Annotated in this window: 9 protein-coding genes and 1 pseudogene; 4 read left to right on the plus strand and 6 right to left on the minus strand. The window is 65.3% G+C overall.

Annotated elements, in window-relative coordinates; translation table 11 throughout:
- Positions 1–425: helix-turn-helix domain-containing protein (locus CF68_RS22290; RefSeq protein ID WP_152548532.1), on the plus strand; the 425-nt coding region annotated here is incomplete at its 5' end.
- A 259-nt stretch (positions 426–684) separates the two neighbouring features.
- On the plus strand, positions 685–1,305 hold the full coding sequence (locus CF68_RS22295) for a hemerythrin domain-containing protein (protein WP_035823005.1): 621 nt from the start codon (positions 685–687) through the stop codon (positions 1,303–1,305).
- 263 nt (positions 1,306–1,568) lie between these two features.
- Here CF68_RS22295 and CF68_RS22300 read toward each other — a convergent pair whose 3' ends face one another.
- From CF68_RS22300 to CF68_RS22320, 5 genes are all read right to left on the minus strand, one after another.
- Positions 1,569–2,177, minus strand: a complete 609-nt coding sequence (locus CF68_RS22300) for a TetR/AcrR family transcriptional regulator (protein WP_235205853.1) — start codon at positions 2,175–2,177, stop codon at positions 1,569–1,571.
- 278 nt (positions 2,178–2,455) lie between these two features.
- Positions 2,456–3,418: a tripartite tricarboxylate transporter substrate binding protein gene (locus CF68_RS22305; protein ID WP_035823008.1), complete on the minus strand. Its 963-nt coding sequence runs from the start codon at positions 3,416–3,418 to the stop codon at positions 2,456–2,458.
- A gap of 45 nt (positions 3,419–3,463) precedes the next feature.
- Positions 3,464–4,243 (minus strand): enoyl-CoA hydratase/isomerase family protein, encoded by a 780-nt coding sequence (locus tag CF68_RS22310; protein WP_035823009.1) that lies wholly within the window; start codon positions 4,241–4,243, stop codon positions 3,464–3,466.
- Positions 4,236–5,381, minus strand: a complete 1,146-nt coding sequence (locus tag CF68_RS22315) for an acyl-CoA dehydrogenase family protein (protein ID WP_235205854.1) — start codon at positions 5,379–5,381, stop codon at positions 4,236–4,238. Before CF68_RS22315 ends, CF68_RS22310 begins: the two co-directional genes overlap by 8 nt.
- An 8-nt stretch (positions 5,382–5,389) precedes the next feature.
- Positions 5,390–6,529, minus strand: a complete 1,140-nt coding sequence (locus CF68_RS22320) for an acyl-CoA dehydrogenase family protein (RefSeq protein WP_035823013.1) — start codon at positions 6,527–6,529, stop codon at positions 5,390–5,392.
- A gap of 90 nt (positions 6,530–6,619) precedes the next feature.
- On the opposite strand from CF68_RS22320, the gene CF68_RS22325 reads away from it, so the two are divergent.
- Entirely contained in the window at positions 6,620–7,825 is a 1,206-nt protein-coding gene (locus tag CF68_RS22325) for a CaiB/BaiF CoA-transferase family protein (protein WP_035823015.1), read from the plus strand.
- Between the two features lie 100 nt (positions 7,826–7,925).
- A pseudogene (locus CF68_RS22330) lies at positions 7,926–11,338 on the plus strand (adenylate/guanylate cyclase domain-containing protein).
- A gap of 64 nt (positions 11,339–11,402) precedes the next feature.
- On the opposite strand, the gene CF68_RS22335 reads toward CF68_RS22330, so the two are convergent.
- On the minus strand, positions 11,403–12,524 hold the full coding sequence (locus tag CF68_RS22335) for an alkene reductase (RefSeq protein ID WP_200872583.1): 1,122 nt from the start codon (positions 12,522–12,524) through the stop codon (positions 11,403–11,405).
- Positions 12,525–12,528 lie beyond the last annotated feature (4 nt).

Raw genomic sequence — 12,528 nt, forward strand, 5'->3', positions numbered from 1 at the left:
GGCGCGCCGCCGCGGCAGCGCGCGGGCCGCAGACCGACTGGCAACTGGCGGCCACGCTGGCCGCGGCGCTGGCGGACTGCCTCGGCATGCCCGGCGACGAGCAGGTGTTCCCGCTGATGGCCGTGGATGCCTACCTGCGCGCCAACCTGGCCGCGCCCCTGCGCGTGGCGGAAGTCGCCGGGCATTTCGGCTGGAGCGTGCGGCGCTTCCAGACCCTGTTTGCCGAGGCCTTCGGCGATACCCCGCACCGCTACCAGACCCGACTGCGGCTGGACCGCGCGCTGCAGCTGCTGACGCAATCCACGCTGCCGCTGGCCGAGATCGCGCTGGCGTCAGGCTACCCGGACCAGACCACCTTCACGCGCAGCTTCACGCGGCGCTTCGGGCAGCCGCCCGGGGCGTGGCGGGCGGCCGCACGCGGCTAGCCTGCCTGCGCGGTAGGCGATTCTGGCACCGGACTAACCGTGGTGACCCTCTCGCGTCGAGGCGAGTTAGAGGGTGGCGCAGGTTGAACGTGCGGCGTATAAGGCTTCCGCCCCTTGCGAGATCCGAGCGCTTAGCGCCGCATTGATCTGCGTCAGACTCAGATCATGCAGGGAAGCTATTGTGTCAATGAGGGCCCCGCGAGTCCCGATATCGCATCGGACTCAACGGTCTGCTTGCCCAGTTTCCCAGGAGGGCGCCATGGCCACCCCACTAGTCACCTCGCTTCCAACTTCACCTTCCGCCGCGCTTTCCACCCCGGGCCCGACACCGCTTGCCGCTTGGCATACCGACCATATCCATTTCGCCTCAATGCTCGACCTGCTGGAAAAGCAGGTCAGCACCTTCCATCAGGGCGAGCAGCCCGACTACGGCCTGATGGCCACGATCATCCACTACCTGCGCAACTATGGCGATTGCGTGCACCACCCCCGTGAGGATGTTGCCTACGCGCTGCTCGTGGACCGGGATCCCGGCACGCGGATCATCATCAGCCGGTTACTGCAGGAACATCGCGTGATCGCCACAGTCGGCGCGGAATTGCTCGACCGCCTGCGTGAAGCCCAGAGCGAGGTGGTCACCTCGCGAGCGGCACTGGAAGCGGCCGCCGCCATGTACCTGGTGTACTACCGCAACCATCTGTCCACCGAGGAGAAACAGGTCATGCCGCGCGCCGCCCGGTTCCTGACCGAAGCGGACTGGGCGGAGGTCGCCGCCATCGATCCGGCCAGTGCCGATCCGCTATTCGGCGCCAATGTGGAGAGGCGCTTCGCGACCTTGCGCAAGCAGATCGACAGCGAAGCGAACGCGTCCATGCACTGAACGTCGGTCGCTTCGCGGCACTGCCGGGCCTCGGCTCAGAACTCATGCCTGCGGCGAGTGTCTTGGCCCTGGCAGAAACCGTCCCGGGCTTTTTAACGGCATCCGGCAACAGCAATGACGGACAGGTATTGCAGCCTATTTGCCGCTCTGGCGGCCCAGCAGCACCGTCTCGCCGGTCTCGCTCGAGTGCCGGCGCAGGGCGTCGTGAACCGAGGCGCCGGTGCCCTCAGCCCACCCTCAGCATCGCCATTGCGATGGTTCTTCTATAGCAACCACTCCCCGATCATCCGCAGGATTTCCGTCTTCACGGCTGCAGGGTCCATGGAGGCCCGGTTCAGGCGGTGCACGGAGATACCGCGCAGCAGGCTCATCAGGATGAAGGCCGCGGATCTTGCGTCCACGTCCGCCCGGATCTGCCCAAGGGTCTTCGCCTCGTTGAGCTTGTACTCGACGTAGGCCATGTTCTTTTCGTTGTAGTCGTGGACAAAGCCATGCAACGGCGAGTCGGCAACGGACGAGTCAAGCACGATGAAAAACATCGCACGGATACTGTTGACCGCGTTTTCCGGCCGCTGGGTGTAGGCGTCCACCAGCGAATAGATGCCGTGAATGCCGCTGGTATCGCTGCAATCCTTCTTGCGCTGGGCATTGAATTCACGCGAGAGCTGTTCCAGACATTCCTCCAGCAGCTTTTCCTTGGAGCCGAAGTGATTGTGCGCCAGGCCGCGGCTATAGCCCGCCTTGGTGCCGACTTCATTCATCGTCAGCCCGGCGAGGCCTTTTTCAGAAATCAGCTCGATAGCGGCCTGCACCATACGGCTGACAGACTCCTCACGCCGTTGCTCCTGGGTGCGACTGGTTTGCTGTTTCATAGGTAGTGAACGTTATGTCGCCTGCGGCCCGCCCGGCACAGTCCGGGCTGCGCCTGGCGCGGGCTCGCCGACCGATGCATGGATCGGCCGGCTATGTCTCGAAGCAGTGGTAATGGTCCATGGCGCCGTTGTGGCTTGCGTTGAACAGGGTATGGGGACCGTTCACGCGGAGCTGCACGGCGCCCAAATTGTACCGAAGCGAAAGGGCCACTTTTCAGAACTGCGTCGACACAAGGGCCTGCGTGCGCAGCTTCCGGCGCAGCAGTAAGGCCAGGCGCTCAACTCGGCCGGATATTGGCTTTTTCCGCCACACGCTTGAAGCGCAGGTATTCCGCACGCTGGAATTCCCCCAATTCGCCGAGCGCCTTGTTCAAAAAGGTACCCGCGCGCTTGGACTGGTATGCCTTTGCCGCCTCCGTCCCTTGCGCGGCGGAAATCGCTGCGGCAAGCTCCCTGAGCTTGTCCCGCGGGGTGCCGGCCTTCATCGAGAAGGACGACCACACGTAGGATTCAAAGTCCGTGTAGCCCAGTTCCTTCATCGTGGGGGCATTCGGCAACAGCTTGTCGCGCGCCCCGCCGGTGATGGCGAGCACGCGGAGCTTCTTGGCCTTTTCCATGGGGGCGATGCCGGTGATGTCGTTGAGGGCGATGTCCAGCCGGTTGCCGATCAGGTCCGTCACCATGGGCGCTCCGCCCTTGTAGGGCACGGGCGTGGTCTTGATACCCGTTACCTGCGCCAGCCACTCGCCTACCAGGCGATAGCCTTCGGAATAATTGCCAATCGAGATCGGGTTGCCCGTGGCCTTGTAGCGGGCCACTACATCCGCAATGCTGTTGTAGGGTGAATCGTTGCCGGCCACAAAGGCGGCGGCGGAGATAGCCAGGCCGTGCAGCGGCACCAGGTCCTTGAACGGGTCGTAGCCCAGGTCCTTCACCATCACCGGGTTCACCGCGATCAGCGAGTTGCTGCCCAGCAGGATGGTGTTGCCGTCCGCCGGCTCCGCCAGCACAGTGCGCACGGCGATGAGGCCGCTGGCCCCCGGCTTGTTCTCGACCACGATGGAGCGTCCCAGCGCCTTGGAGATCAGCTCCGCGTAAAAGCGCGCGCCCTCGTCCGAGCCGCTGCCCGCCGTGAAGGGCACGATGACGCGAATCACCTTGCCCTGCGCCCGGGCGATGTAGGGGAAACCCAACGCTGCCGCGCCCGCCAGCAGCGTGGCGCCAAATTGTCTCCGTTGCATGGTGCTTGTCTCCTGTATATCGAATTGGTTTGGCCTTGGCCGGATTCAGTCTTCAAAGACCGGCAGCCGCCTTTCGGCCATGGCCTTCACGCCCTCGGCCATGTCCGGGCCCGCAAACTGGATAGCCTGCTCCGCGCTCTCGCGCGAGATGGCGTTGCGGATATGGCTGAGCGAGTCCGCCTTCAAGGTTTGGCGGGTGGACTGCAACGCACGCGGGGATGAAGCGGCCATTTCCCGGGCCAGTGCCATCGCGGCGGTGCGCACCTCCGCCTTGGGGACGATGAAGTCCACCAGCCCCAGCTCACTGGCGCGGGCGCCATCTACGCGGGCGCCGGTATACAGCAACCACGCCGCCATCTGCTTGCCGATCAGCGCCGGCAGGGTGTACGAGAGCGCGAAGCCAGGGTGAATACCGAGCCGGTTGAAGTTGGCCGAGAACCGGGCCTCTGCGCACGACACCCGGAAGTCCGCCGCGAGCGCCAGGCCAAGGCCGCCACCCACGGCCGCGCCCTCGATGGCGGCCACAATCGGCTTGCTGAAGCTGAAGATGCGCAGTGCCTCCAGGTAGATGGGATTAATGCGCGAGGCGCTACGCCCCTCCGCGCCATTGCGCCGCGAAAAATCCGCCCCCGCGCAGAACGCGCTGCCGCCCGCCTGCAGCAGCACCGCACGGCAGGTCTTGTCGGCCTGCAGCCGGTCCAGCTCGTCGGCAATCCGGGCAATCATCTCCACATCAAAGAAATTGTGCGGCGGGCGGTTCAGCTCGATGATGGCGACATGGCCGTCGCGGCTGGTCAGGATGGTCTGGTTCGGCGTCTCAGACATGGGTGGTGGTCCTTTCTGCATGCATGGGTTGGGCTTGGTGGTCAGCCGGCGTTGCCGGGGCATCTGCCGACGGCAGGGTGCGCGCGGTCAGGTGCGGCCAGAACTGGTCCGAGCCTGCCTGGATGAACGCCTCGCCAAGGCGCTCTGCCCATTCGGTGCTGCTGCCCGCCTCGGCACGCCACGCCCACAAGCGCCGGGTGGCAAAGTTCAGCGGGTATTCGTGGGTAAAGCCAATGGCGCCATGCACCTGGTGCGCAATCGAGGCACCCGTGCGCACCGCGTCGCTGGCCGTCACCTTGGCTACGGCGGCGCTGAATTCAGCCTGGGGCGCGCTGTCCTCCTGCATGGCGGGCAGATCGCGCAGCGCCGTGGTCGCAGCCGCGTAGCTGCAGGCCACCTCGCCGGCCAGCACGGCAAGCTGCTGCTGGATGGCCTGGTTCTTGCCGATTGGCTTGCCAAACTGCACGCGGTCCTTCACATACTGCACCGCCAGGTCCAGCGCGTATTCCAGCGCGCCGGTTAGCTGCGCGGCGGTGGTGGCGGCGTAGAACACTTCCAGCGGCCGGCTCAGGCCGGAAATGCCAGCAGGCAGCACATGCGCCACGGGGGCATGGTCAAGCACCACCGTGTCGGCCGGCAGCGATGCGGCATCGGCCTTTGGCTCCACCCGCACGCCAGTTCCCTTGGCATCCACCAGGCAGACGTGGCCTGCCGCCTCCACCACCAGCCAATGGGCATGGCGCGCCCACTTCACCGCTGTCATCGTGCCGGTGAGGGTGGCGGGCGTCCCCGCCTCATTGCTGGTCAGTGCCAGTGCCCGCGTCTGCGCGCCGGCGGCCAGCGCAAACACGCTGTCGGCCGCCAGGTCCAGCCCGCTGCGCGATGCCAGGTACTGCCCCACCACCGCCTGCGACAGCGGCACCGGCGCCTGGGTATAGCCGACCTGGTAGAACAGGGGCAACGCTTCCGGCCACGAGGCCTCGATGCCGCCATGCGCCTCGCGGCAGAGGATCTTGGTCATGCCGGCGTCGGCGATGGCTTGCCACAGCCCGTCGGCAAATTCGCCAGCCTCGACAGCGGTGAGCAGTTCGCGGCTTACCTCGTTGGTCAGCAGTCGCTTGACGGTTTCTTCAATCATGTTGTCGCTCATCGCAGCCCCAGTCCTTTCGCAATAATTCCGCGCAAAATCTCCCTCGTGCCTCCGCGCAGCGAGAACGATGGCGCCGCCAGCGTTACCAGGTTCAGCACCTGGTCGAACTCGCTTCCATCCCCCAGCCGGTCGGGGAATACCTCGTATGCGATGTCGGGCAGCGACTGCTCCAGCAGCGCCCCCTGGTCCTTGACGATGGAGGCGGCCAGCGACGGGTCCTGCCCCTCGGCCATCATCAGCGCGATGCCCTGCGACATCTGGCGCAAGGTGGCGTAGCGCGCGATCGCCTTGCCGATGGCCACGGCCTGCTGACGGTTGCCTGCCTCCGCCGCATCGAGCATCTCCAGCAGCAGTTGCGTGCTGCTCAGGAAGCGCTCCGCGCCCGATCGCTCGTACTTCAGTTCATTGATCACCTGGCTCCAGCCCTTGCCCTCCTCGCCCACCAGATGGTCATCGGGCACGAACACGTCGTCGAGGATCACCTCGTTGAAGATGCGCGTGCCCAGCTGCGAGACGATGGGCCGCACCGTCACGCCCGGGCGGTCCATCTCGATGAAGATCTGGCTCATGCCGGCGTGGCGGTCATCGCCGCGCTCGCTGGTGCGCACCAGGGCCACCATGTAGTGCGCATGGTGCGCGCCCGAGGTCCACACCTTGCGGCCGTTGATCTTCCAGCCGCCTTCAACCTTGGTGCCGCGGGTGCGGATGGAGGCGAGGTCCGAGCCCGAGTCCGGTTCGCTCATGCCGATGCAAATGAAGGCCTCGCCCCGGCGGATCTGCGGAATGATTTCGGGAGCAAGCTGGTCGCGGCTGTAGCGGATGAGCAGCGGCCCCATCTGGCGGTCGGCGGCCCAGTGCGCGCCCATCGGGGCACCGACGGCCAGCAGTTCCTCCAGCATCACATAGCGCTCCAGCATGCTCTTTCCGCCGCCGCCGATGTCGGTTGGCCAGGTCATGCCAAGCCACCCCTTTTCGCCCATCTTCCTGGAGAAATCCGGGTCGCGGCCGGCCCAGTTGTGCGCCCGCTCGACGCGCGAATACTTGGTGATGTGCTCCCTGGCAAAGGCTCTTGCCTCCTCCCGGAGCGCCTCGCATTCGGGTGGCAGGTCCCCGACCGTGATGTGCAACGTATCCATGTTTATCCTTACTTGCTTGCTAACAAGCAACACTATAGAGTGGATACAACGAATCTGCTCTAGGTAATAACGATGAGAAGCGAGGCAACCATGAACGCAAGCGACATGACGAACGACCAGAAGAAGCCGGACGCCACCGCTCCCCGAGGCCCTCTTGCCGGTATCCGCGTGCTGGATCTGACCGCGGTGGTACTGGGTCCCGTCGCCACCCAGGTGCTGGCGGACTATGGCGCCGAGGTGATCAAGGTAGAACCGCCCGAGGGCGACCTGATGCGTGCGAACGGCGTGAGCCGCACGCCCGGCATGAGTTCCACCTTCATGAATATCAACCGCAACAAGAGTTCGGTGTGCATCGACCTCAAGACGGAAGAAGGCAAGGCGCAGCTACGCCGGCTGATCGGCCGCTGCGACGTGCTGGTGCACAACATCCGCGTCAAGGCGATCGAGCGGCTCGGCTTCGGCTACGATGCGGTGGCGCAGATCAACCCGGGCATCGTCTACTGCGCCGCCACCGGCTTTGGCGAGGGCGGCGCGTTTGCCGGCCAGCCCGCATTCGACGACATCATCCAGGGCGCCTGCGGCCTGGCCCATCTGGTGGGACACGAAAGCGGCGTCCCTGACTACCCGCCCACCCTGTTGGCCGACAAGATCGCGGGCCTGGCCACGGCCAACGCCATCCTGGGCGCGATCGTCCACAAGGTCCGCACCGGCGAAGGCCAGTACGTCGAAGTGCCGATGTTCGAGACAATGGTCGCCTTCACGATGACGGAGCATCTGGGCGGCCACGGCTTTCAGCCGCCCATTGGCGACGCCGGCTATGCGCGCCTGCTCAAGGGCGGCCGCAAGCCCTCGCCGACCAAGGACGGGTACATCGCCCTGCTGCCCTATACGGAGCAGCACTGGAAGGCCCTCTTTCACCGCTTCGGGCGCGGCGAATTCATCGAACAGTTCAACATCAGCAGCCGGATCGAGCGCAACAAGAACATCCAGGCGATCTATGCGGAGCTGCGCAACATCACCGCGCAGTACACCACAAAGGAGATGATGGACGTGTGCCGCGAGATGGATATCCCGGTCGCGGAAATGTATTCCATCCACACCATCCAGACCCATCCCCAGGTACAAAGCACCGGGCTGTTCCAGACCATGACGCACCCCACCGAAGGCGACGTGGTAACCACCCGCCCGACGGCCCTGTTCTCCAGGACGCCTGCTTCCATCTACAAGCCTGCCCCTCGTCTCGGCGAGGATACCGAGCGGGTCTTGGGTTCCGGGTCCGTGAAATGTTCGACTTGAAGGCGAACCTGAAAAACACGGCCCGGCTGCCGCCCATTGATCCCAAAGTGGAGAAAGCGTCTAATCATCGAGAGAAGGGACCTGAAGTGACGAGGTCTATATGCACTGCACAAACTGCGGTTCCGAGAACCCTCCTGACGCGAGGTTCTGCAAGGATTGCGGATCGCGACTGGGCCGACGCTGCCCGCACTGTGGCCACGACTCGGGTTCGGCCGACAGGTTTTGTACCGCATGCGGCGCATCGCTGACCTTGCCCACTGCCGGCCCTTCCGATGAAAACCAGCCGACGGCGGCGCCCGCTCCCATCGACTACACCCCACGCCACCTGGTCGAACGCATCCTGGCGCAGCAGGCGGCCATGGAAGCCAGGGGCGCGACCGCGGGCGAGCGCAAGACCATCACGGCGCTGTTCGCCGACATGGCGGGCTCCACGGCGCTGATCCACGACCTGGCCCCGGAAGAAGCGCGCCGCCTGATCGATCCCGTGATCGCGCTGATGATGGAGGCCGTGCACCACTACGAAGGCTATGTCGCCAAGTCGCTGGGCGACGGCATACTGGCCCTGTTCGGTGCGCCCATCGCGCATGAAGACCACCCGCAGCGCCCGCTGTATGCGGCGCTGCGGATGCAGGAAGCGATGCGCCGCCACAGCGACCGCATCCGCCTGGAGCAAGGCATACCGCTCCAGATCCGGGTGGGCATCCACACCGGCGAGGTGGTGGTGCGGTCCATCCGCCGGGACGACCTGCATACCGACTACGATCCGGTAGGACACACGATCAACATCGCCTCGCGGATGGAAAGCATCGCCACGCCGTCTTCCATTCTGGTCAGCGAGGCGACCTGCAAGCTGACGGAGGGGTATTTCGACTTCAAGGCCCTGGGCGCGACCCAGGTGAAGGGCATTCGGGAGCCGCTTGCCGTGTATGAGGTGCTGCGCCTGGGCGTGTTGCGCACGCGCCTGCAGGTGGCGCAACACCGCGGCCTGGCGCGCTTTGTAGGCCGCGAGGGTGAGCTGGCGCAATTGCGTGACGCGCTGGAGCGGGCCAAGGCGGGACACGGGCAGATCGTGGGCGTGGTCGGCGAGGCCGGGGTCGGCAAGTCACGGCTGTTCCATGAGTTCAAGATGCTGTCGCAGCGAGGCTGCATGGTGCTGGAGACCTTCTCGGTGTCGCACGGCAAATCATTCGCGTACCTGCCGCTGATCGACCTGGTGAAGAATTATTTCCAGATCGAGCCGCTCGATGATGAGCGCAGGTGCCGCGAGAAGGTCGCCGGCAGGATGCTGATGCTGGACCGCACACTGGAAGAGCTGCTGCCTTACCTGCTCTTCCTGCTGGGCATCAGCGAGCCGGGTTCGGCATTGCCCAACATGGATCCCCGCATCCGGCGCCAGCGCACCTTCGACGCGATCACGCGCCTGCTGGTCCGCGAGAGCCACAACCAGCCGCTCGAGTTGATCTTCGAGGACCTGCAATGGCTGGACAGCGAGACCGAGGCGTTCCTGGATGTCCTCGCCAGCCACCTGCCAGGTTCCAGGATCCTGCTGCTGCTCAACTATCGGCCCGAGTACCAGCATGGCCGGCACCAGCAGGACGCCTATACCGAGCTCCGGCTCGATCCGTTGGGCCAGGCCGAGGCCCAGGAACTGCTCGCCGCGCTGCTTGGCGACGATCCCGCGCTGATGCCGCTCAAGCGGCTCATCCTGGACAAGACCGAGGGCAATCCTTTCTTCATGGAGGAAGTGGTGCAGACCTTGTCCGAGGAGAAGGCCCTGCTCGGCGAACCTGGCCACTACCGCATCGAGCAGACCCCTATCGCGCTGCATATTCCCACCACGGTCCAGGGCGTGCTGGCCGCCCGCATCGACCGGCTGCCCAGCGCCGAGAAAGACTTGATGCAGAGCCTTGCCGTGATTGGCAAGGAGTTTTCCCTGAGCCTGATCCAGCGCGTGGTGTCCCAGCCGGAGGAACAGTTGCAGCCGCTGCTGGCCAGGCTGGAGGCCGGCGAATTCATCTACGAGCGGCCCGCATTCCCGGATACGGAGTACATGTTCAAGCATGCGCTGACCCAGGAAGTCGCCGGCAGCTCGCTGCTGACCGAAGAGCGCACCGCGCTGCACCAACGCACGGCGCAGGCAATCGAAGCCCTGTTCCAGCATCAGTTGAAGGATCACTACAGCGAGCTGGCCCGGCACTACAGCCTGAGCGGCAATGAACCGAAGGCCGTCGAGTACCTGCAGTGCACCGGCCAGCAGGCAGTGCAGCGCTCCGCGTACCACGAAGCGATCCGCCACCTGAATGCCGCGCTGGAATTGCTCCAGCGCCAGCCCGATTCGCCCGAACGCGCACACCAGGACTCACGCTGCGCCTTGCCATCGGGCCGGCGCTGATCGCCACCAGGGGCTTTGCCTCGTCCGAGGTCGAAGCCACTTGCAGCCGTGCCCTGGCGCTGTGCGGCGAGGTCGGGGAGACCCCACAGCTCTTTCCCACGCTGGTCGGCTTGCGCACGTATTTCTCCCTGCGCGCCGAGCATCGCAAGGCTTACAAGCTGGGCAAGCAACTGCTTGCCCAGGCCAGGAAGACGCAGGATCCGGAGCTCTTGGGCGAGGCCCATGTCTCGCTCGCCACGACCTTGTATTACTGCGGAAAGTTCAGGGCCTCCGATGGCCACCTGCGAGATGCGCTCGCCCTCTATGGCGCCAAACCGGATCACGTCCACGTGAATATGCATGGCGTCGACCCAGAGTCACGGGCGCTATCCTTTTCGGCATTGGTCCTGTGGAATCTCGGCTATCCGGACCAGGCCTGCAAGCGAGCACAGAACTCGCTCACGTTGGCCCGGCAGCTGTGCCATCCCTTCAGTCTCGCGCATTCCCTCTGCCTGGCGGCCGAGCTGCACCAGTTCCGCTGCGATCCAAGGCTCACGCTCGAGTGCGCCGACGCGGCCATCGCGCTCTCAAGCGAGCAGGGCTTCCCCGTGTGGCTTGCCTGGTCGACCTTCCTGCGCGGTTGGGCCCTGGCCGAGCAAGGGCAGCATGAGCAAGGCATCGCGCAGATGCGCCAGGGGCTGGCGGCGTACCACGCTACCGGCGCGGCGCTGGGGCAATCGCACCTCCAGCAACTGTTGGCGCTGATCTACGCACGCATGGGACAGGTCGATGCGGCCCTGGACGCGCTAGCCGAAGCGCAAGACGCGGTGCAAGGGACCGGTGAGCACTATTGCGAAGCTGAGTGGCATCGGATCAAGGGCGAGATGATCCTTCACGGCTGCCGTTCTGATGGCCTTCTGCCTGAAGATGACGCGCAAGCGTGTTTTCACCAGGCGATCACGGTAGCCCGCAGGCAGAATGCCAGGTCGCTGGAGTTGCGGGCCTCACTGAGCCTCGCGCGGCTCTGGCTGCACCAGGGCAGGCCCGAGCCGGCCAGGCAACTGCTGGACCAGATCGGCAGCGCGTTTACCGAAGGGCTGGACAGCGCGGACATGCGCGACGTCGAGGCGGCATGCCGTTGATGACGATTTCGCCGCCAGGGGCGATTTGCGCCAGTGTTTTCATTCTGAATCTCCTGATTTCCACTCAGGCCGCCTTGGCGGCCAGTGCGGGATAGTCGGTCAGCCCGCGTGCGCCACCACCAAACAGCGTGTCGCGGTCGTGGGGGTTGAGCGTCGCGCCAGCGCGCAGGCGCTCCGGCAGGTCGGGGTTGGCCACGAACGGCCGGCCGAAGGCAATCAGATCGGCCCATCCCTCGTTGAGCGCGGCTTGCGCACGTTCCGCGGTGTACTTGCCGGCGTAGATCAGCGTACCCCGATACACCTCGCGCAGCCGCTGCTTGAATGCGGCGGGCATATGCGGCGCATCGTCCCAGTCGGCCTCGGCGATATGGACGTAGCCCACGCCCAGCTCGCCGAGCAGCTTTGCCGCGGCCGTATAGGTGGTTTCCGGATCGGCGTCGACGCAGCCATTGAGCGTGGTCAGCGGCGCCAGGCGGATACCGACCCGGTCCTTGCTGCCCGTGCCCTCGATCAGCGCCTGCGTCACCTCGCCCAGGAAACGCAGGCGGTTTTCGAGCGAGCCGCCATATTCGTCGGTACGGTTGTTGGCTTCCGAGTCGATGAACTGGTTGACGAGATAGCCGTTGGCCGCGTGCAGTTCCACACCGTCGAAGCCGGCCGCCATCGCGTTGCGCGCGGCCTGGCGGAATTCGTCGACGATGGCGTGGATCTCTTCCACCTTGAGCGCGCGCGGCCGGGATGCCTGCACGAAGCCCGGCTTGCCATCCTGTTCGGCAACGAACACGTTCACACCGTGCGCCTGGATGGCGGACGACGACACCGGCGCGTGGCCATCGAGCAGACTGATATGGCTCAGGCGGCCCACGTGCCAGAGCTGCGCGAAGATGCGCCCGCCCGCTTCATGCACGGCAGTGGTGACCTTGCGCCAACCGGCGACCTGCGCCGGCGTGTGGATGCCGGGCGTCCACGCATAGCCCTTGCCGAGCGGCGAAATCCAGGTGCCCTCGCTGACGATCAGGCCGGCGCTGGCGCGTTGCGCGTAGTACTCGGCCATCAGTTCGTTCGGCACGTCGTCGGGCTGGCTTGCGCGCGAACGCGTCATCGGCGGCATCACGATACGGTTGGGCAGGGTGAGGGCACCCAGCGCATGCGGCCGGAACAGCGGATTGTATGTATCGGACATCATGGCC

It is taken from the genome of Cupriavidus sp. SK-4 (genome assembly GCF_000611125.1).
GTDB lineage: Bacteria > Pseudomonadota > Gammaproteobacteria > Burkholderiales > Burkholderiaceae > Cupriavidus > Cupriavidus necator.